Source organism: Pseudomonas sp. ANT_J12 (genome assembly GCF_008370045.1).
Lineage (GTDB): Bacteria > Pseudomonadota > Gammaproteobacteria > Pseudomonadales > Pseudomonadaceae > Aquipseudomonas.
Genome location: NZ_VOBN01000008.1, coordinates 178,302 through 197,385 on the forward strand (window position 1 = coordinate 178,302; position 19,084 = coordinate 197,385).

The window sequence follows — 19,084 nt, forward strand, 5'->3', positions numbered from 1 at the left end:
GATGGCTAAATCCTTGCTGATTATCAGCCGCCAGGCGCCGTGGTCCGGCCCGAGTGCGCGGGAAGCGCTGGACATCGTCCTCGCCGGCGGCGCGTTCGACCTGCCGATCGGCCTGCTGTTTCTCGATGACGGCGTCTTGCAGCTAGCTGCCCGTCAGGACGCCAAGGCCCTGCAACAGAAAGACCTGAGCGCCAACCTGCAAGCCTTGCCGATGTTCGGTGTCGAAGACCTGTTTGTCTGCGCCGACAGCGCCGCTGAACGGGGCCTGGACCCGAGCGCTCTGGCGCTGGAAGAAGCCCAGGTTCTGGCCGCCGACGAAATCACCGCCCTTATCGACCGTTATGACCAGGTGATCACCCTCTGATGTCGACTTTGCATGTGTTGTCTCATTCCCCGTTCGGCGACGATCGCCTGAGCAGTTGCCTGCGCGTGATCGGCGCCCATGATGCGCTGCTGCTGTCTGGCGACGCAGCGTACGCCTTGCAGCCTGGCACCGCGCCGTTCAACGCGCTGAACGCTCGCGGCCTCAAGCTGTTCGTGCTGGCCGAAGATGCCCAGGCCCGCGCACTGAATGTACCTGACTGGGCCAGGGCCATCGATTACCCCGCCTTCGTCGAGCTGTCGATTCACTACGACAAGGTCAACAGTTGGCTATGAATTCCCTGACCGTCGGCGCTCGCGCCATCGAGCTGGACAAGGACGGCTTCCTGGTCGAACTAAGCGACTGGTCCTTTGAGGTGGCCAGTGCATTGGCCACTGCCGAAGACATCGAGTTGAGCCCCGAGCACTGGGAAATCCTCGAACTGCTGCGCAATTTCTACGACGAATTCCAGCTGTCCCCGGCCACCCGTCCGCTGATCAAGTACACCGCGTTGAAGCTCGGCCCGGAAAAAGGCAACAGCCTGCACCTGAACCGACTGTTCAAAGGCACCCCTGCCAAACTCGCCGCAAAACTGGCGGGCCTGCCCAAACCGACGAATTGCTTATGACCGACTACCCCGCATTGACCCTCGAAACGCCCGCCGAGCACCCGTTCGCCCAGTTCGTGCGGATCCTGGGCAAAGGCAAGCGTGGCGCCCGTGACCTGACTCGCGAAGAAGCCCGCCAAGCCATGGGCTTCGTGCTCGACGACCAGGTCGAGGACACCCAGCTCGGCGCGTTCCTGATGCTGTTGCGGCACAAGGAAGAAAGCGCCGAAGAGATGGCCGGTTTCACCGAAGCCTTGCGCGCACGGTTGAAGGCGCCGGCCTTGAATGTCGACCTGGACTGGCCGACTTATGCCGGTAAGAAGCGTCATCTGCCGTGGTTCCTGTTGGCGGCCAAGTGCCTGGCGCAGAACGGCGTGCGGATTTTCATGCACGGCGGCGGCGCGCACACGTCCGGTCGGCTGTACAGCGAGCAACTGCTGAATGAGTTGAACATCCCGCTGTGCCGCAACTGGCAACAGGTGGGCGATGCGCTGGATAACGGCGGTCTGGCGTTTATGCCGTTAGTCGATTGGGCGCCACAACTTCAGCGCATGATCGACCTGCGCAACACCCTGGGCCTGCGTTCGCCGATCCACTCCCTCACTCGGATCCTCAACCCGCTGGGCGCACGCTGCGGCCTGCAAAGCATCTTCCACCCCGGCTACCAGGCCGTGCATCGCGATGCCAGCGGCTTGCTCGGCGACACCGCGATTGTGGTCAAGGGCGATGGCGGCGAAATCGAGATCAACCCGGACGCCGACAGTCACCTGTACGGCACCACGGGTGGCGAAAGCTGGGACGAGGAATGGCCGCAGCTTTCCGCGCAGCGCCACGTCAAACCGGCAACCCTTGACCCTGAGCATTTGAAAGCGGTGTGGCGCGGTGAGGTGGTCGACAGCTACCCGCAAATGGCGTTGATCTCGACCATGGCCCTGGCCTTGCGCGGCCTCGGCCAGACCCGCGAGCAAGCGTTCGAAACCGCCCAGCAGTACTGGGATGCGCGAGACAGATCGATTTAACCGATCATAACTGCCCAACCTTTGCGCTATTTAATCGAACCTATGCGCATAGACTCCTCTCCAACGCTTATTGGTTGAGGAGTCTTGAAATGGGTTTGTTAGTTGAAGGCCAGTGGCACGACCAGTGGTACGAAAGCAGCAAGGACGGCGCATTCCAGCGCGAACAGGCGCAACGCCGCAATTGGCTGACCGCCGACGGTCAGCCCGGCCCGACCGGTGTCGGTGGCTTTGCGGCCGAGGCCGGGCGCTATCACCTCTACGTCTCCCTCGCCTGCCCGTGGGCACATCGCACGCTGATCCTGCGCAAACTCAAAGGCCTCGAAAGCCTGATCGACGTGTCGGTGGTCAGTTGGTTGATGCTGGAAAACGGCTGGACCTTCGACCAGGGCCTGGGCTCGACCGGCGACAAGCTCGATCACTTCAATTTCATGCACCAGCGCTACACCGCCGATAGCGCCGACTACACCGGCCGCGTCACCGTGCCGGTGCTGTGGGACAAACAGCAAAAGCGCATCGTCAACAATGAATCGGCGGAGATCATCCGCATGTTCAACAGCGCTTTCGATGATTTGACCGGCAATGACCTGGATTTCTACCCGGCGCCGCTGCGTAGCGAAATCGATGCGCTGAACGAGCGGATTTACCCGGCGGTGAACAACGGCGTTTACCGCGCAGGGTTTGCCACGTCGCAGAAGGCCTATGAAGAGGCATTCGATGAGGTGTTTGCCGAGCTGGATCGACTGGAATCGCTACTAGGCGAGAACCGTTACCTGGTCGGCGAATACCTGACGGAAGCGGACATTCGGTTGTTCACCACGCTGATTCGCTTTGATGCGGTGTACTACGGGCACTTCAAGTGCAACCTGCGGCGCATTGCCGATTATCCGAATCTGTCGAACTGGCTGCGGGAGCTGTATCAGTGGCCAGGGATTGCCGAGACGGTGGATTTCGAGCACATCAAGAACCACTACTACGGCAGCCACAAGACCATTAACCCGACGGGGATTGTGCCGAAAGGGCCGGCGCAGGACTTTACCGTTGCGCATGATCGGGCACGGTTGAGAGGGAAAGGGGTTTGGCGTAACGCCTAAGATGATCGTTCCCACGCTCCGCGTGGGAATGCCTCAAGGGACGCTCCGCGTTCCAGTTCTGGAGGGGACGCGGAGCGTCCCGGGCTGCATTCCCACGCAGAGCGTGGGAACGATCGGTTACCGGGTGTTCAGACCTGCGCCTGAGCCCCTTCAAACCACGCCAGTTTCTCGCGCAGTTGCACCACTTCCCCAACAATCACCAGCGTCGGCGCATGCACTTCATGCTCCGCCACCAGCCGTGGAAGGTCGGCCAACGTGCCGGTAAACACCCGCTGATTGACCGTGGTGCCCTGCTGGATCAACGCCGCCGGGGTGTCCGCACCACGACCATGCTTGATCAACTGCTCGCAGATAATCGGCAAGCCCACCAGCCCCATGTAAAACACCAGGGTTTGCGCCGGGGCGACCAGGTCGGCCCAGGGCAGATCGGTGGAACCGTCCTTCAAGTGCCCGGTAACGAACCGCACGGACTGCGCATAATCGCGGTGCGTCAGCGGAATCCCGGCATACGCCGCGCAGCCACTGGCTGCGGTGATACCCGGCACGACCTGGAACGGGATGCCATGGGCCGCCAGCTCTTCGATCTCTTCACCGCCACGGCCGAAGATGAACGGATCGCCGCCCTTCAACCGCACCACACGCTTACCAGCCTTGGCCAGATCCACCAGTTGCTTGTTGATCTGATCCTGTGGCACCGCGTGATCGGCGCGGCGCTTGCCGACGTAGATCCGCTCGGCATCGCGACGGCACAAATCCAGAATCGCCGGCGCCACCAAGCGGTCGTAAAGCACCACATCGGCTTGCTGCATCAGACGCAAGGCGCGGAAGGTCAGCAGGTCCGGATCACCGGGGCCAGCGCCGACCAAATACACCTCACCCGTGGCTTTCGGAGCGTCACCGGCGATTTTCGCCAGCATCAGGCGTTCGGCTTCAGCGCCCTGCCCGGCCAGTTGCCGGTCGGCGATCGGGCCCTGGAACACATCTTCCCAGAACGCCCGACGCTGCTGCACATCCGGGAACAGGCCTTTGACCTGACTGCGAAAACGCGCGGCCAGACCGGCCAGTTGACCGTAGGTGGAAGGAATCCAGGTTTCGATTTTCGCCCGAATCAGCCGCGCCAGCACCGGCGCATCGCCGCCGCTGGAGATGGCAACGATCAGCGGGGAACGGTCGACAATCGCCGGGAAGATCACGCTGCACAGGGCCGGCGCATCCACCACGTTGACCGGCACGCAACGCCGATGGGCATCGGCGGAGACCTGCGCGTTCAGCGGTTCGTCGTCGGTGGCGGCAATGATCAGCCCGCAATCGTCCAGGTCCGCTTCGACGTAGCCACGCAACAGGCACTCGCCGCCGCTACCGACCACCAATTCACGCAGTTGCGCTTCGATTTCAGGTGCGACCACCCGCAGCAGCGCACCGGCTTCGGCCAGCAGGCGGGACTTGCGCAATGCAATCTCCCCGCCGCCGACGACCAACACACGACTGCCGCGCAGGTTATGAAACAGCGGCAGATAATCCATTTAGCCGATGACCTCGAGGCCACCCATGTACGGCTTCAGTACCTCAGGCACACGGATCGAACCGTCGGCCTGCTGGTAGTTTTCCAGCACGGCCACCAGGGTACGACCGACCGCCAGGCCGGAACCGTTCAGGGTGTGCACCAGTTCAGGCTTGCCGGTTTCCGGGTTACGGAAACGCGCTTGCATGCGCCGGGCCTGGAAATCGCCGCAGTTGGAGCACGACGAGATTTCGCGGTACTTGTCCTGGCTCGGAATCCACACTTCCAGGTCGTAAGTCTTCACGGCACTAAAGCCCATGTCGCCGGTACACAGCGCGAGGGTGCGGTAAGGCAGTTCCAACAGTTGCAGGACTTTCTCGGCGTTGGCGGTCAGGCCTTCCAGCGCGTCCATCGAGGTCGATGGTTCAACGATCTGGACCATTTCAACTTTGTCGAACTGGTGCTGGCGGATCATGCCGCGGGTATCGCGACCCGACGCGCCGGCTTCGCTGCGAAAGCATGGGGTGTGGGCGACGAACTTGATCGGCAGCAGTTTCGAATCGATGATTTCGCCAGCAACGATGTTGGTCAGCGACACTTCAGCGGTCGGGATCAAGTACAGATCGGCTTCGCCTTCGCGGGTGATCTTGAACAGGTCTTCTTCGAACTTCGGCAACTGGCCAGTGCCTTGCAGTGCCGGCGCCTGGACCAGATACGGCGTGTAGGCCTCTTCGTAACCGTGTTCGGTGGTGTGCAGGTTGATCATGAACTGCGCCAGGGCACGGTGCAGACGGGCGATCGGGCCGCGCAACAGAGCGAAACGGGCGCCGGACAGTTTGGCGGCGGTTTCGAAGTCGAGCCAACCGAACTTCTCGCCCAGGGCCACGTGGTCCTGAACCGGGAAATCGAATGCAGTCGGGGTGCCCCAGCGGCGCACTTCGACGTTGCCGTCCTCATCGGCGCCGATTGGCACGGATTCGTGGGGCAGGTTCGGGATGCCGAGCAGGATCGAGTCCAGGTCGGTCTGGATCTGGTCCAGTTCAACCTTGCCGGCGCTCAATTCGTTCGCCATGCGCTCGACGTCAGCCATCAACGGTGCGATGTCTTCGCCGCGCTGCTTGGCCTGGCCGATGGATTTGGAGCGCGCATTACGTTCAGCCTGCAGTGCTTCGGTGCGGGTCTGGACGGTCTTGCGCTGTTCTTCCAGCGCTTCGATGCGCGCAACATCCAGCACAAAGCCACGGGATGCCAGGCGGTCCGCTACGTCCTGAAGGTTGCTACGTAACAGTTTGGAATCGAGCATGTCGGTCTCTCGTTTATCAAAGTTTGGTCAGGGACAGGCCAGCCCAGGTGGCGAGCAGCCCGCCGAATACGCTGATCGCAGCATAGCCCAGGGCCAGCGGCACTTGCCCGCTTTCGAGCAGGCGCACCGTATCCAGTGAAAAGGATGAAAAAGTCGTCAGCCCCCCGAGGAAGCCGACGATCAACCCGGCGCGCACCTCGATCGGCACCTCCGGGCGTATCAAAAACAGACCGTATAAAACGCCGATCAGCAAACAGCCGACGATATTAACGGCCAGCGTCGCGGTATAGAAGTGCCGCGGCCAATTAGCGTTGATCCAGTTACCGGTAGCAAAGCGCAACAGCGTGCCGGCGATCCCGCCGATGGAAACTGCAACGATCAAGGGAATCACTATTTTCTCCGCTGCCGGGGGCTCAGACGATCAAGTTGCGCGAGGTGGTTGAGCTTCTCGCCGATCTTCAGCTCCAGGCCACGGGGCACCGGCTGATAGAAGGGTTGTGGCTCCAACTCATCCGGGAAGTAGTCTTCACCGGCGGCATAGGCGTCCGGCTCATCGTGGGCATAGCGGTATTCGTCGCCGTAACCCAGTTGCTTCATCAGCTTGGTCGGTGCATTGCGCAAGTGCAGCGGCACTTCCAGCGAACCATGTTCGGTGGCGCTACGCATCGCCGCTTTGAAACCCATGTACACCGCGTTGCTTTTCGGCGCGCAAGCCAGATAAGTGATGGCCTGGGCCACCGCCAATTCGCCTTCGGGGCTGCCGAGACGCTCCTGCACTTCCCACGCCGCCAGGCACAGGCTCAGGGCGCGGGGGTCGGCGTTGCCGATGTCTTCGCTGGCCATGCGCACCACGCGCCGTGCCAGGTAAAGCGGATCGCAACCGCCGTCGATCATGCGCGCGAACCAGTACAGCGCGCCGTCGGGGTTGGAGCCGCGCACGGATTTGTGCAGCGCGGAAATCTGGTCGTAGAACGCTTCGCCGCCCTTATCGAAACGCCGACGGGTATCGCCGAGCAGACTTTGCAGCAGATCGATGCCGATCTCACTGTTGTCTTCGGCCAGGTCGGAGGCGTTTTCCAGCAGATTGAGCAGGCGTCGGCCATCGCCATCGGCGGCGGACAGCAACATCTGGAAGCCTTCGTCGCTGAGGGTCAATTGCCGCTTGCCCAGGCCCCGCTCTTCGGTCAGCGCTCGGCGCACCAGTTTGCGCAGGGCCGCTTCGTCGAGGCTTTTGAGCACGTAGACGCGGGCCCGGGAGAGCAAGGCGTTGTTGAGTTCGAAGGACGGGTTTTCGGTGGTCGCGCCGATGAAAATCAGCGTGCCGTCCTCGACGTAGGGCAGGAACGCATCCTGCTGGGATTTGTTGAAGCGGTGCACTTCATCGACAAACAGAATGGTCCGTCGGCCGTACTGCCCCGCCTGTTGCTTGGCAATTTCCACCGCCTGACGGATTTCCTTCACGCCGGCCAGCACCGCCGAGACCGTTTCGAAGTGCGCATCCGAGACTTCCGCCAGCAGCCGCGCCAGAGTGGTCTTACCCACGCCCGGCGGGCCCCAGAAAATCATCGAATGCAGGGCACCCTGCTCCAACGCTTCGCGCAAAGGCTTGCCGCGAGCGAGCAGGTGTTCCTGACCGACGTACTCATCCAGATTGGCGGCACGCAAGCGGGCGGCCAAGGGCTGAGCAATCGGGGCACTGCGAAACAGGTCCATCACGTACGGTTGAAACCTCGCTTTATTACCAAATTCTCAAATCTGCCGAATACTCTGTGGCGAGGGGGCGTACCCCCCGTTCGGCTGCGAAGCAGTCGTAAAAACCAGCAATCGCTGTATGACTGTTACACCGCGTTTGCAGGTTTGGGGTCGCTTCGCGACCCAACGGGGGCAAGCCCCCTCGCCACAAAAGCAGCGCCCACAAATCCCGCATTTTACTCCTGGATCACGTCCGCCCCTTTAGGGATGTCGAACTTGAACTTGGACGCCGGGATCGGCTCGTTGGCCTTCACGCCGGTGAACAGGAGGTTGGTGCGCTGACCGACGCTGTCGATCATTTGCATGTCATTGACCAGGCCGTTGCGGAACGACAAGCGCAGGCTGTCGAACAGGGTGTCCTTGGTTTTCGGCTTCAGGGTGAAGTCGATCACGCCACCGGCTTCCTTGGCGCTGATGTCGAAGCTCTCCTTGATCTTGGACACGTCACCGGACAGCAGCAGGGCGGGGGTCTGGGTCAGGCGCTGGTCGAGGGTCTTGATGGTGACCTGTTCCAGATCCGGGTCCCACAGGGTGACCTTCTTGCCATCGGAGACCATGGTTTGTTCGGCAGGTGCATCGGTGTGCCAGTAGAACAGGCCCGGACGCTGCAGCGACATTTCACCAGCGGTTTCCTGCAACTGGGTGCCGCTGCCATCGAGCGTCAGCTGGGAGAAGCGCGCGGTCAGGGTCTTGGATGTTTCCAGCAGTTGGGTCAGGCGCGCCACGTCCTTGTCGTCGGCGTGGGCCGAGAGCGTGGTCAAAGCCAGAACCGGCAGCAACAGCATGCGGATAAGACGCATGGGAGTCCTCTTGAGATGCGTGGGGGTTGCGGAGGCGCGTCATTGCGCCCCCCTTCAATTCAAATCAGTCGCGCACCGGGCCAGGGGCCAGGACTTCTCGCGAACCGTTGGTGTTCATGGACGTCACGACCCCGGCCATTTCCATGGCTTCGATCATGCGCGCGGCGCGGTTGTAGCCGATTTTCAGCTTGCGCTGAACCGCCGAAATGGACGCGCGACGGCTTTCCAGCACGAACTGCACGGCTTCGTCGTACAGCGCATCGGATTCGCTGTCGTCATCGCCACCACCGCTGCCGCCGTCGAAACCGCTACCGGCTTCTTCGACACCGGCGAGGATTTCATCGTTGTATTCCGGTGCGCCGCGCAGTTTCCAGGCTTCAACCACCCGGTGTACCTCGTCATCGGACACGAACGCGCCGTGAACCCGGATCGGCAGGCTGGTGCCCGGCGGCATGTAGAGCATGTCACCGTGGCCCAGCAATTGCTCGGCGCCACCCTGGTCGATGATGGTCCGGGAGTCGATTTTGCTCGAGACCTGGAACGCCATGCGGGTCGGAATATTGGCCTTGATCAGACCGGTGATCACGTCAACCGACGGACGCTGGGTCGCGAGAATCAAGTGGATACCGGCCGCACGGGCCTTCTGGGCGATACGGGCGATCAGTTCTTCGACCTTCTTGCCGACGATCATCATCATGTCGGCGAATTCGTCGACGACCACGACAATGGTCGGCAGCTTGGTCAGCAGCGGCGCTTCGTCGTGAATGCTTTCGCGCTTGTACAAAGGATCGGTCAACGGCGTACCGGCGTCCTGGGCTTCCTTGACCTTGGCGTTGAAGCCCGACAGGTTACGCACGCCCATCTTCGCCATCAGTTTGTAGCGACGCTCCATCTCCGCCACGCTCCAGCGCAGGGCGTTGGCTGCGTCCTTCATGTCGGTGACCACTGGGCAGAGCAGATGCGGAATGCCTTCGTAGATCGACAGCTCAAGCATTTTCGGGTCGATCATGATCAGCTTGGCGTCTTCCGGGCCAGACTTGAACAGGATCGACAGGATCATCGCGTTCACACCCACCGACTTACCGGAACCGGTGGTACCGGCCACCAGCAAGTGCGGCATTTTCGCCAGGTCGGTGATGACCGGCTTGCCGCCGATGTCGTGGCCCAGGGCCAGGGTCACCGGGGATTTGAAGTTGTCGTATTCCGGGGTCGACAGCACTTCGGAGAAGCGCACGATCTGGCGGTCTTCGTTAGGGATCTCGATACCGACGGTGGTCTTGCCCGGAATCACTTCCACCACCCGCACGCTGGTCACGGCCAGGGAACGCGCCAGGTCTTTGGCCAGGTTGGAGATGCGGCTGACCTTGACGCCGGCGGCCGGCTGGATTTCGTAACGGGTAATGACCGGGCCTGGGTGAATCGAATCCACCGAGACTTCGACGCCGAATTCCTTGAGCTTGATTTCCAGCAAGTGGCCGACGGCTGCCAGCGACTCCGGGGAATAGTTGAGCTGTTTCTTTTCCGCCGGGTCGAGGATCGAGATCGGTGGCAAGGTGCCTTCGACGGCGCTGTCGACGAACAACGGCGCCTGCTTCTCTTTTTCCACACGCTTGCTCGGCGCGGCCGGTTTCGGCGGTGCCGGGGCAATCACGGGCGGCACCTGCTTCTCGCGATCCGACATGTGCTTGCTCAGGGCCTGCTCGCGCTCGATCAGGCGTTCCTTGACCTTGGCCTGCTCACGTTTATCGGTGACTGTCGGGGCGACCACGTCATGCACACGGTCATCGACTTCACGCAATTGCGCGACCAGTTGTTTGCGCTCGACCCGTGCCGCCCACCAGCGATTGGCGGCGCCCTGGAACAGTTCGAACAGGTCGAGGGTGATCTTGCCGGTGACGTCCATCACCTTGAACCATGACAGGTCGGTGAACACCGTCAGGCCGAACAGGAACAGGGCGATGAACAGCAGCGTGCTGCCCTGGATGTTCAGGGCATTGCGGGCCAGGTCGCCCAGGCTTTCGCCCAATGCGCCGCCGGCACCGGCCGGCAGGCCGGTCGCCGCATGGAAATGGATGTGGGCCAGGGCCGCGCCTGACAGCACCAGGAACACCAGGCCGATCAGCCGCCAGGAGAACAACCAGCCGCTCCACTGCCACGGTTCATGGCGTTGACGAAAAATCTGGTAGATCTTGACCGCCAGCAACAGCGGGAAGATGTAGGCGAAGTAACCCAACACCATGAACAGGATATCGGCGCTGTAGGAGCCCACCGGGCCGCCGAAGTTCTGGACGTCCTCGATCTTGCTGTTATGACTCCAGCCCGGATCGTCCTTGCCATAGGTTAACAAGGCCATCATCAGGAACAGGCACAGGGCGCCGATGGCGATCAATGCACCTTCCTTGAGTCGGTAGTGCAGATGCTGGCGCCAAAGCGGTACAACGGCTGGTTTAGGTGCTGCGGTGGATTTCTTCAAAACGCTTCTTTTCCTGCGCCTATGGCGCGTCCATCTGTTGAATGACTATAAAAAACTGCCCAATCCAGGCAGGTAAAAAAGTTAACCGATGCAACTGGGACTACTTTTAACACTGCACCCCGATGTTTCAAAACAGGGCAGGCAGTGCTTTTTTTAATACAAGCGCTGTAACAAGCAGGCATTGTACGGGTTTGTTCGCCCGATGCCATGCTGGCAGTCCTTGGGTGTAGCATAGCCAAACGCATATGACACACGGTTCAATTTGAGCACGCATTCTCTTTTGTGACAAAGGCTTATGAGGTGTTTTTATGAGCGAGTCCAAGCATTCACGCCTGATCATTCTGGGTTCCGGCCCTGCCGGTTACAGCGCCGCCGTTTATGCCGCCCGGGCCAACCTCAAACCGGTGGTCATAACCGGCATACAGGCAGGTGGCCAGCTCACCACCACCGTCGAAGTCGACAACTGGCCCGGTGACGTCGAAGGCCTCACCGGCCCGGTGCTGATGGAACGCATGCAAAAACACGCCGAACGCTTTGACACAGAGATCGTTTACGACCACATCCACACCGCCAAGTTGCAGCAGCGCCCGTTCGAACTCATCGGCGACAGCGGCACCTACACCTGCGACGCGCTGATTATCGCCACCGGCGCTTCGGCGCAATACCTGGGGCTGCCCTCGGAAGAAGCCTTTGCCGGCAAAGGGGTTTCGGCCTGCGCAACGTGCGACGGCTTCTTCTACCGCAATCAGGTGGTCGCGGTGGTCGGCGGCGGCAACACGGCGGTTGAAGAAGCGCTGTACCTGTCGAACATCGCCAAGGAAGTCCATCTGGTGCACCGGCGCGACAAACTGCGCTCGGAGAAGATTCTTCAGGACAAGCTGTTCGAGAAAGCCGCCAACGGCAATATCCGCCTGCACTGGAACCAGAACCTCGATGAAGTGCTGGGCGACGCCAGCGGCGTGACCGGCGCCCGTCTGCGCGACAGCCATACCGGTGAGATGAGCGAATTACCGCTGGCCGGCGTGTTCATCGCCATCGGCCACAAGCCCAACACCGATCTGTTCCAGGGCCAGCTGCCGATGCGTGACGGCTATCTGCTGATCAAGGGTGGCAACGAAGGCGATGCCACCGCTACCGAGATCCCGGGCGTATTCGCCGCGGGCGACGTGGCCGATCACGTTTACCGTCAGGCCGTGACGTCTGCCGGTGCCGGTTGCATGGCCGCACTGGACGCCGAGAAATACCTCGACGATATTCCAACCGTGTGACGCTCCAATTCACGGCGGACCGACAAGCCCGCCACTGCCCTCCCCTTCTGCAAGCCCGGATGCCATGCTGACTTGGTTACAACGCAACACCCTGACTTTCCCGCCCCTGGAAAAAGCCATGCGCGATCCCAACGGATTGTTGGCGGCGGGCGGCGATCTGTCCGCCGACCGCCTGATCCAGGCCTATCGCCACGGTTGCTTTCCGTGGTTTTCCGAAGGCCAGCCGATTCTCTGGTGGTCGCCGGACCCGCGCACGGTTCTGTTTCCCGACGAACTGCACGTTTCCCGCAGCCTCGGCAAACTGCTGCGCCAACAACGCTATCAAGTGACCTTCGATCAGGATTTCGCCGCGGTCATCAGCGCCTGCGCCGCACCACGGGATTACGCCGACGGCACCTGGATCACCGAAGCCATGCAGGACGCCTACCTGGAGCTGCACCGGCGCGGCTATGCGCACTCGGTCGAGGTCTGGGACCAGGGCGAGCTGGTCGGCGGGCTGTACGGCCTGGCCATGGGGCAGCTGTTTTTCGGCGAATCGATGTTCAGCCGCGCCGATAACGCGTCCAAATTTGGCTTTGCCACCTTGGTGCGACATCTGAAAGACTCGGGTTTCGTGCTGATCGATTGCCAGATGCCGACTGATCACCTGCACAGTCTCGGTGCCCGGGCGATTCCCCGAAGGGAATTTGCCGACTATCTGGCGCGACACCTGGATCAGCCCAATAGCGCCACCTGGGTTTACTGAGCGACTTTTGCGTGTGTGGCTTACACTTAATTCAAAGCTTTTTCCCGAGGGTTGATCATGACCGAGTTGGCGCGCCTGAAGTTTTATGCCACTCAGCCCCACTCTTGCAGTTATCTGCCCGAGGAGCAGGCCACTACCCTGTTTCTCGATCCTAGCCAGCCCATGGATGTGCATGTCTACGCAGACCTGTCGGAAATGGGTTTTCGTCGCAGCGGCGATCATCTCTACCGGCCTCATTGCCAGAATTGCAATGCGTGTGTGCCGGCGCGCATCCCCGTGGCGCAGTTTTCGCCCAACCGTCAGCAAAAGCGCATTTTCAAACGCAACGCCGATGTACAGGTGCGCCCGGCCAGGCCGAAGTTCAGCGAAGAGTATTTCGATCTCTATCAGCGCTACATCGAACAGCGTCATGCCGACGGCGACATGTACCCGCCGAGCCGCGATCAGTTTTCGACGTTCCTGGTACGCGACCTGCCGTTTTCCCGATTCTACGAATTTCGTCTCAACGGTCGGTTGGTGGCCGTGGCCGTGACCGACTTGCTGCCCAATGGCCTGTCGGCGGTCTACACCTTCTACGAGCCCGCCGAAGACCATCGCAGCCTCGGGCGCTACGCCATCCTCTGGCAAATCGCCGAAGCCCAGCGACTGGGACTGGAAGCGGTTTACCTCGGCTACTGGATCAAAAACTGCAAAAAGATGAACTACAAGACCCAGTATCGCCCCATCGAACTGCTGATTAATCAGCGCTGGGTCATCCTGAACTAAGGCAATCTGTAAACCGCTTGGCGTAAACCCCATTTTTCGGGCACAATGCACGCCGCTTTTGCCTGGCGCAGTTGCACCGGGCCATTCATTGGATACCGAGGGCTTTACTGCATGTCGAAAGAAGACAGCTTCGAAATGGAAGGCACTGTCGTCGACACCCTGCCCAACACCATGTTTCGTGTGGAGTTGGAAAATGGGCACGTCGTAACCGCGCATATTTCCGGCAAGATGCGCAAGAACTACATTCGTATTCTTACCGGTGACAAAGTGCGCGTCGAGCTGACGCCCTATGACTTGAGCAAAGGGCGCATCACTTACCGCGCTCGTTAATCAAGTCAATACAAAACGCCCGGTTATGCCGGGCGTTTTTGTGTGCGCGGGATTTACCATCCGCCACGATTGATCGTTCTAACGCTCTGCGTGGGAAACCCTCAACGGACGCTCCGCGTTCGTCCTTTGGGACGCGGAGCGTCCCGGGCTGCGTTCCCACGCGGAGCATGGGAACGATCAACGGCGCACAAACTGCAGACAGCAAAAAGGCGCCTTTCGGCGCCTTTTGCTTTGTTGCGGTTAACGTCAGGCCATTTCAGCCGTGGTCTCGAACTCGAAGGTCAGCTCGCCGTCCTTGAGGTCGATGTGAACCACACCACCATGGTCGGCCAGTTCGCCAAAGAGGATCTCTTCGGCCAGCGGACGCTTGATCTTGTCCTGGATCAAACGTGCCATTGGTCGAGCACCCATGGCCGAGTCGTAGCCACCCGCTGCCAGCCAGCTGCGTGCCGCGTCGGTCACTTCCAGCTGCACGCGCTTGTCTTCCAGCTGCGCCTGAAGCTCGGTAAGGAACTTGTCCACCACGCTTTTGATGACCTCATGACTGAGGCGACCAAACTGGATAATGGTGTCCAGACGGTTGCGGAACTCTGGCGTGAAGCTCTTCTTGATCACTTCCATTGCATCGGACGAGTGGTCCTGATGGGTGAAACCGATCGAAGCGCGCGCTGCGGTTTCGGCGCCGGCGTTGGTCGTCATGATGACGATTACGTTACGGAAATCCGCCTTGCGCCCGTTGTTGTCGGTGAGCGTACCGTGATCCATGACCTGCAACAGCAGGTTGAAGACTTCCGGATGCGCCTTCTCGATTTCATCGAGCAACAGCACGCAATGAGGCTGCTTGGTGATGGCTTCGGTCAGCAGACCGCCCTGATCGAACCCGACATAGCCTGGCGGTGCACCGATCAGACGCGATACGGTGTGGCGCTCCATGTACTCGGACATGTCGAAACGAACCAGCTCGATGCCCAGCGCCTTGGCCAACTGACGCGCCGCTTCGGTTTTACCGACACCGGTAGGACCTGCGAACAGGAACGAACCGACTGGCTTGTCTGGTGACTTGAGGCCGGCACGGGACAGTTTGATCGCAGTCGACAACGAGTCGATCGCGGCATCCTGGCCAAATACCGTCAGCTTCAGGTCACGCTCAAGGTTACGCAGCAACTCTCTATCAGAGCTGTTGACGTGCTTAGGCGGAATCCGCGCGATTTTCGCCACGATGTCCTCGACCTGAGGCACTTCGATGCGTTTCACGCGTTTTTCGATCGGTTGCAGGCGCTGGTAGGCCCCCGCCTCGTCGATGACGTCGATGGCCTTGTCCGGCATGTGCCGATCATTGATGTAGCGTGAAGCCAGTTCAGCCGCCGCACGCAACGCTTCATCGCTGTACTCGATACCGTGGTGCGTTTCGAAACGCCCTTTCAGGCCGCGCAGGATGCTGATGGTGTCTTCGACCGAAGGCTCGGACACATCGACCTTCTGGAAGCGCCGTGCCAAGGCACGATCCTTCTCGAAGATCCCGCGGAATTCCTGGAACGTGGTCGAACCGATGCAACGGATATCGCCGGACGACAGCAACGGTTTGAGCAGGTTAGAAGCATCCATGACGCCACCGGACGCGGCACCCGCACCAATGATGGTGTGGATCTCGTCGATGAACAGAATCGCCTGCGGACGTTTTTTCAGTTCGTTGAGCAACGCCTTGAAGCGCTTCTCGAAATCGCCGCGGTATTTGGTCCCGGCCAGCAAGGCGCCGAGATCAAGGGAGTACACCACGCTATTGGCCAGCAAATCCGGCACCTGGTTGTCGACAATGCGCTTGGCCAGGCCTTCGGCAATCGCGGTTTTACCCACGCCCGCCTCACCCACCAGCAGCGGATTGTTTTTGCGGCGCCGCGCCAGGATCTGCGCGACACGCTCGACTTCCATCTCACGGCCTACCAGCGGATCGATTCGACCCTGGCGCGCAAGTTCGTTGAGGTTGCTGGCATAAGCATCCAGAGGATTGCCTGAAGAAGAAGACTCACCGCCCTCGTCGTCCTGCATATCTTGCTCACCTTCAGAGTGATCGCCGTGCCCCGGCACTTTGGAAATGCCATGGGCGATGTAGTTGACGACATCAATGCGTGCAACGCTCTGCTGTTTCAGCAGGAACACTGCCTGGCTTTCTTGCTCACTGAAAATGGCGACCAGCACGTTGGCGCCAGTCACTTCGCGTTTGCCCGAGCTCTGTACGTGAAAGACAGCACGCTGCAGAACACGCTGGAAGCCCAGGGTGGGTTGGGTCTCGCGATCCTCGTCATGGACGGGGATCAACGGCGTGGTGGAGTCGATGAACTCCTGCAGGTCATGCTTGAGTTTGTCGAGGTTTGCGCCGCAGGCACGCAAAACGGTGGCGGCAGCCTCATTGTCCAATAGGGCCAACAGGAGATGTTCGACGGTCATGAATTCATGACGTTTCGAACGGGCCTCCTTGAAGGCTAAATTGAGGGTGACTTCGAGCTCGCGGTTTAACATAGCTTCACCTCATACCCAAGTGGTCGGCGATTAACCGTCCTTCTCGATTTCACAGAGTAGCGGATGCTGGCTTTCCCTGGCGTACTGGTTGACCTGCATGGCCTTCGTCTCGGCGATGTCGCGGGTAAACACTCCACATACTGCCCGTCCTTCTGTGTGGACGGCCAGCATGACCTTGGTCGCCAGCTCGCGATTCAGGTTAAAAAACACCTCGAGCACTTCGACGACGAAATCCATCGGTGTGTAGTCATCATTAAACAAAACCACCTTGTACATCGGCGGCGCCTGTAAAGCAGGCTTGGCCTCCTGGACAGCAATGCCTGCGGAATCGTCGTCGTGTTCCTCCGGGCGATCCTTTTGGAGAGTCGGGCGATCCTGATTGAATGTTAGTCGAATCTGGCTGATTGCATGCATGGAAAGAAAGGTTCGTCAGTTGTGCAAATACAGTGGTGGGGGCGGCTATCAACGATTTCAACTCCGACTGCCCGGTCACCTTGACTATCGGGAAAACGGTGTTACAACCAATAGAGCCCACAGTGGGTAAAAAAGGTCCGCGGAGTCAATCTTATTTGTGAGATTAGACTGCGGATGTACTGGATGATACTCCAGTGATGGAGTCTGTTGCAGAGGGATATGGGTATGTCAGGTGTCAAGGACAACGAGAAGATCAAAGGCACTGCGAAAGGTAAGGTTAAGTGGTTTAACAATGCCAAAGGTTATGGCTTTATCATCGAGGATGGCCACAGCGAAGATCTATTCGCCCATTACTCGGCTATCCAGATGGATGGTTATAAAACCCTGAAAGCCGGTCAAGCTGTCACCTTCAACATCATTCAGGGACCAAAAGGGCTGCACGCGATCAATATTGGCGCGCCTGAAGACGCTACCCCGGTCGCCGCGCCCGCCACGCAGCAGACCGTTACAGCGTAAATCTGCACACCTCATCCAGTCATAAAAAAACCGCCCGACTCAATCACTGAATCGGGCGGTTTTTGTCGTGCGTGAACTCGCTTACATATGCGAAATCAGCGCATCACCAAACGCGGAAGAAGACAGCAGCTTCGCGCCTTCCATCAAGCGGTGGAAGTCATAGGTCACGGTCTTGGCGGAAATTGCGCCGTTGGTGCCCTTGATGATCAGGTCAGCCGCTTCGGTCCAGCCCATGTGTCGCAGCATCATTTCGGCGGACAGGATCAGCGAACCCGGGTTGACCTGGTCCTTGCCGGCGTATTTCGGCGCAGTCCCGTGAGTCGCTTCGAACATGGCAATGGTGTCGGACAGGTTGGCACCCGGCGCGATACCGATACCGCCCACTTCGGCCGCCAGGGCGTCGGAGAGGTAGTCGCCGTTCAGGTTCAGGGTCGCGATGACATCGTACTCGGCCGGGCGCAGCAGGATCTGCTGGAGCATGGCGTCGGCGATGGCATCCTTGACGATGACGTTCTTGCCGGTTTTCGGGTTCTTGAACTGCATCCACGGACCGCCGTCGAGCAGGGTCGCGCCGAACTCTTCAGCCGCCACTTCGTAGGCCCATTCCTTGAAGGCACCTTCGGTGAACTTCATGATGTTGCCTTTGTGCACGATGGTCAGCGAATCGCGGTCGTTGTCGACCACATATTGCAGCGCCTTGCGCGCCAGACGCTTGGTGCCTTGCAGTGAAACCGGCTTGATGCCGATGCCGCAGTTTTCGTCGAAACGGATCTTGGTGACGCCCATTTCATCTTTCAGGAACTTGATGACCTTGGTCGCTTCCGGCGAACCGGCCTTCCACTCGATGCCGGCGTAGATGTCTTCCGAGTTCTCGCGGAAGATCGTCATGTCGACGTCGCCTGGCTTCTTGACCGGGCTTGGCACACCTTCGAACCAGCGCACCGGGCGCAGGCAGACGTAAAGGTCGAGCTGTTGACGCAGGGCCACGTTCAGCGAACGGATGCCGCCACCGACCGGAGTGGTCAGAGGGCCCTTGATGGAAACCACGTAATCCTTGACTGCGTCCAGGGTTTCCTGAGGTAGCCAGGTGTCCTGATCGTAAACCTGAGTCGCTTTTTCCCCGGCGTAGACTTCCATCCAGGAAATTTTGCGCTCGCCGCCGTAAGCCTTCTTCACAGCAGCATCGACAACCTTGATCATGACCGGGCTGATATCAACGCCAATACCATCACCTTCGATGAAGGGGATGATCGGGTTGTTAGGAACATTGAGAGAATGGTCCGCGTTGACGGTGATTTTGTCGCCGACTGCTGGAACCTGAATCTTCTTGTATCCCATGCTGAACTCCATTGTTTGGATTGAACATCTGGCTTCGTTCGAGCGTACCCCAGTTAAATCGGCGCGCAAACCCTATGTTCCACCCATCTGCCGCAAAGCTGTGCAGTTCGCGATCTACAAGCCTGAAAGCAAAGGGAAAAGCGCCAAACTCAAGCACGGTGCAAGACTCTACGCCGCCCCCTCGCCTGCGACCTTTAGACCAATGGACGAGAATCGTTGCATATGAACCATCGGCAGATTGCCAGCTACCTATGTATAATGCCGCCGCTGACCGAAGGGTCACA

Annotated in this window: 20 protein-coding genes; 10 read left to right on the top strand and 10 right to left on the bottom strand. The window is 59.8% G+C overall.

Annotated features, from left to right (window positions below):
- The first annotated feature begins 1 nt into the window (after nucleotide 1).
- The 5 genes from tusC to FQ192_RS18755 all read left to right on the top strand — a co-directional run bounded on the left by tusC (nucleotide 2) and on the right by FQ192_RS18755 (nucleotide 3,078).
- Nucleotides 2-364 (top strand): sulfurtransferase complex subunit TusC, encoded by a 363-nt coding sequence (tusC, locus tag FQ192_RS18735; protein ID WP_149659900.1) that lies wholly within the window; start codon nucleotides 2-4, stop codon nucleotides 362-364.
- Nucleotides 364-657: a sulfurtransferase complex subunit TusB gene (gene tusB / locus FQ192_RS18740; protein WP_149659901.1), complete on the top strand. Its 294-nt coding sequence runs from the start codon at nucleotides 364-366 to the stop codon at nucleotides 655-657. Before tusC ends, tusB begins: the two co-directional genes overlap by 1 nt.
- A complete protein-coding gene (locus tag FQ192_RS18745; protein ID WP_149659902.1) occupies nucleotides 654-989 on the top strand; it encodes a TusE/DsrC/DsvC family sulfur relay protein in 336 nt (111 codons plus the stop codon). The genes tusB and FQ192_RS18745 overlap by 4 nt, the downstream gene beginning before the upstream one ends.
- Nucleotides 986-1,987: a glycosyl transferase family protein gene (locus tag FQ192_RS18750; protein ID WP_149659903.1), complete on the top strand. Its 1,002-nt coding sequence runs from the start codon at nucleotides 986-988 to the stop codon at nucleotides 1,985-1,987. Before FQ192_RS18745 ends, FQ192_RS18750 begins: the two co-directional genes overlap by 4 nt.
- Before the next feature lie 89 nt (nucleotides 1,988-2,076).
- The gene (locus FQ192_RS18755) at nucleotides 2,077-3,078 is read left to right on the top strand and encodes a glutathione S-transferase family protein (RefSeq protein WP_149659904.1); all 1,002 of its coding nucleotides are present in this window, start codon (nucleotides 2,077-2,079) and stop codon (nucleotides 3,076-3,078) included.
- Nucleotides 3,079-3,206: 128 nt separating this feature from the next.
- Here the strand turns inward: FQ192_RS18755 and cysG are convergent, their stop codons facing one another.
- The 7 genes from cysG to FQ192_RS34070 form a co-directional block, all read right to left on the bottom strand.
- Nucleotides 3,207-4,601 (bottom strand): siroheme synthase CysG, encoded by a 1,395-nt coding sequence (gene cysG / locus FQ192_RS18760; RefSeq protein ID WP_149659905.1) that lies wholly within the window; start codon nucleotides 4,599-4,601, stop codon nucleotides 3,207-3,209.
- Nucleotides 4,602-5,882: a serine--tRNA ligase gene (gene serS, locus FQ192_RS18765; protein ID WP_149659906.1), complete on the bottom strand. Its 1,281-nt coding sequence runs from the start codon at nucleotides 5,880-5,882 to the stop codon at nucleotides 4,602-4,604.
- Nucleotides 5,883-5,898: 16 nt separating this feature from the next.
- Nucleotides 5,899-6,273 (bottom strand): fluoride efflux transporter CrcB, encoded by a 375-nt coding sequence (gene crcB / locus FQ192_RS18770; RefSeq protein ID WP_149659907.1) that lies wholly within the window; start codon nucleotides 6,271-6,273, stop codon nucleotides 5,899-5,901.
- A complete protein-coding gene (locus tag FQ192_RS18775; RefSeq protein ID WP_149659953.1) occupies nucleotides 6,273-7,595 on the bottom strand; it encodes a replication-associated recombination protein A in 1,323 nt (440 codons plus the stop codon). The genes crcB and FQ192_RS18775 overlap by 1 nt, the downstream gene beginning before the upstream one ends.
- Before the next feature lie 215 nt (nucleotides 7,596-7,810).
- Nucleotides 7,811-8,434, bottom strand: coding sequence for an outer membrane lipoprotein chaperone LolA (lolA, locus tag FQ192_RS18780; protein WP_149659908.1), 624 nt, complete (start codon nucleotides 8,432-8,434; stop codon nucleotides 7,811-7,813).
- A gap of 64 nt (nucleotides 8,435-8,498) precedes the next feature.
- Nucleotides 8,499-10,907 (bottom strand): DNA translocase FtsK, encoded by a 2,409-nt coding sequence (locus FQ192_RS18785; RefSeq protein ID WP_149659909.1) that lies wholly within the window; start codon nucleotides 10,905-10,907, stop codon nucleotides 8,499-8,501.
- Nucleotides 10,904-11,116: a hypothetical protein gene (locus FQ192_RS34070; RefSeq protein WP_178129163.1), complete on the bottom strand. Its 213-nt coding sequence runs from the start codon at nucleotides 11,114-11,116 to the stop codon at nucleotides 10,904-10,906. Before FQ192_RS34070 ends, FQ192_RS18785 begins: the two co-directional genes overlap by 4 nt.
- A 99-nt stretch (nucleotides 11,117-11,215) precedes the next feature.
- Between FQ192_RS34070 and trxB the strand changes: the two genes are divergently transcribed.
- From trxB to infA, 4 genes are all read left to right on the top strand, one after another.
- Nucleotides 11,216-12,175 carry a thioredoxin-disulfide reductase gene (gene trxB, locus FQ192_RS18790; RefSeq protein ID WP_149659910.1) on the top strand — a complete coding sequence of 320 codons (960 nt, stop codon included), beginning with the start codon at nucleotides 11,216-11,218 and terminating at the stop codon, nucleotides 12,173-12,175.
- 64 nt (nucleotides 12,176-12,239) lie between these two features.
- Nucleotides 12,240-12,920, top strand: coding sequence for a leucyl/phenylalanyl-tRNA--protein transferase (aat, locus tag FQ192_RS18795; RefSeq protein ID WP_149659911.1), 681 nt, complete (start codon nucleotides 12,240-12,242; stop codon nucleotides 12,918-12,920).
- Between the two features lie 57 nt (nucleotides 12,921-12,977).
- Nucleotides 12,978-13,685: an arginyltransferase gene (locus tag FQ192_RS18800; protein WP_149659912.1), complete on the top strand. Its 708-nt coding sequence runs from the start codon at nucleotides 12,978-12,980 to the stop codon at nucleotides 13,683-13,685.
- Nucleotides 13,686-13,796: 111 nt separating this feature from the next.
- Nucleotides 13,797-14,015: a translation initiation factor IF-1 gene (infA, locus tag FQ192_RS18805; RefSeq protein WP_002553999.1), complete on the top strand. Its 219-nt coding sequence runs from the start codon at nucleotides 13,797-13,799 to the stop codon at nucleotides 14,013-14,015.
- Between the two features lie 246 nt (nucleotides 14,016-14,261).
- Here the strand turns inward: infA and clpA are convergent, their stop codons facing one another.
- Together clpA and clpS are read right to left on the bottom strand one after the other, a co-directional pair.
- Entirely contained in the window at nucleotides 14,262-16,532 is a 2,271-nt protein-coding gene (gene clpA / locus FQ192_RS18810; RefSeq protein WP_123508924.1) for an ATP-dependent Clp protease ATP-binding subunit ClpA, read from the bottom strand.
- 30 nt (nucleotides 16,533-16,562) lie between these two features.
- Nucleotides 16,563-16,946 (bottom strand): ATP-dependent Clp protease adapter ClpS, encoded by a 384-nt coding sequence (gene clpS, locus FQ192_RS18815; protein ID WP_020799529.1) that lies wholly within the window; start codon nucleotides 16,944-16,946, stop codon nucleotides 16,563-16,565.
- 225 nt (nucleotides 16,947-17,171) lie between these two features.
- On the opposite strand from clpS, the gene cspD reads away from it, so the two are divergent.
- Complete coding sequence (gene cspD, locus FQ192_RS18820) at nucleotides 17,172-17,462, top strand: cold shock domain-containing protein CspD (RefSeq protein WP_149659913.1); 291 nt, start codon at nucleotides 17,172-17,174, stop codon at nucleotides 17,460-17,462.
- A gap of 81 nt (nucleotides 17,463-17,543) precedes the next feature.
- Here cspD and icd read toward each other — a convergent pair whose 3' ends face one another.
- Complete coding sequence (icd, locus tag FQ192_RS18825; RefSeq protein ID WP_010458895.1) at nucleotides 17,544-18,800, bottom strand: NADP-dependent isocitrate dehydrogenase; 1,257 nt, start codon at nucleotides 18,798-18,800, stop codon at nucleotides 17,544-17,546.
- Nucleotides 18,801-19,084: the final 284 nt, after the last annotated feature.

Coding starts and splice junctions, on each gene's coding strand:
- tusC (WP_149659900.1), top strand. CDS start 2: ATGGCTAAATCCTTGCTGATTATCAGCCGCCAGGCGCCGTGGTCCGGC.
- tusB (WP_149659901.1), top strand. CDS start 364: ATGTCGACTTTGCATGTGTTGTCTCATTCCCCGTTCGGCGACGATCGC.
- FQ192_RS18745 (WP_149659902.1), top strand. CDS start 654: ATGAATTCCCTGACCGTCGGCGCTCGCGCCATCGAGCTGGACAAGGAC.
- FQ192_RS18750 (WP_149659903.1), top strand. CDS start 986: ATGACCGACTACCCCGCATTGACCCTCGAAACGCCCGCCGAGCACCCG.
- FQ192_RS18755 (WP_149659904.1), top strand. CDS start 2,077: ATGGGTTTGTTAGTTGAAGGCCAGTGGCACGACCAGTGGTACGAAAGC.
- cysG (WP_149659905.1), bottom strand. CDS start 4,601: ATGGATTATCTGCCGCTGTTTCATAACCTGCGCGGCAGTCGTGTGTTG.
- serS (WP_149659906.1), bottom strand. CDS start 5,882: ATGCTCGATTCCAAACTGTTACGTAGCAACCTTCAGGACGTAGCGGAC.
- FQ192_RS18775 (WP_149659953.1), bottom strand. CDS start 7,595: ATGGACCTGTTTCGCAGTGCCCCGATTGCTCAGCCCTTGGCCGCCCGC.
- lolA (WP_149659908.1), bottom strand. CDS start 8,434: ATGCGTCTTATCCGCATGCTGTTGCTGCCGGTTCTGGCTTTGACCACG.
- FQ192_RS34070 (WP_178129163.1), bottom strand. CDS start 11,116: ATGGCATCGGGCGAACAAACCCGTACAATGCCTGCTTGTTACAGCGCT.
- trxB (WP_149659910.1), top strand. CDS start 11,216: ATGAGCGAGTCCAAGCATTCACGCCTGATCATTCTGGGTTCCGGCCCT.
- aat (WP_149659911.1), top strand. CDS start 12,240: ATGCTGACTTGGTTACAACGCAACACCCTGACTTTCCCGCCCCTGGAA.
- FQ192_RS18800 (WP_149659912.1), top strand. CDS start 12,978: ATGACCGAGTTGGCGCGCCTGAAGTTTTATGCCACTCAGCCCCACTCT.
- infA (WP_002553999.1), top strand. CDS start 13,797: ATGTCGAAAGAAGACAGCTTCGAAATGGAAGGCACTGTCGTCGACACC.
- clpA (WP_123508924.1), bottom strand. CDS start 16,532: ATGTTAAACCGCGAGCTCGAAGTCACCCTCAATTTAGCCTTCAAGGAG.
- clpS (WP_020799529.1), bottom strand. CDS start 16,946: ATGCATGCAATCAGCCAGATTCGACTAACATTCAATCAGGATCGCCCG.
- cspD (WP_149659913.1), top strand. CDS start 17,172: ATGTCAGGTGTCAAGGACAACGAGAAGATCAAAGGCACTGCGAAAGGT.
- icd (WP_010458895.1), bottom strand. CDS start 18,800: ATGGGATACAAGAAGATTCAGGTTCCAGCAGTCGGCGACAAAATCACC.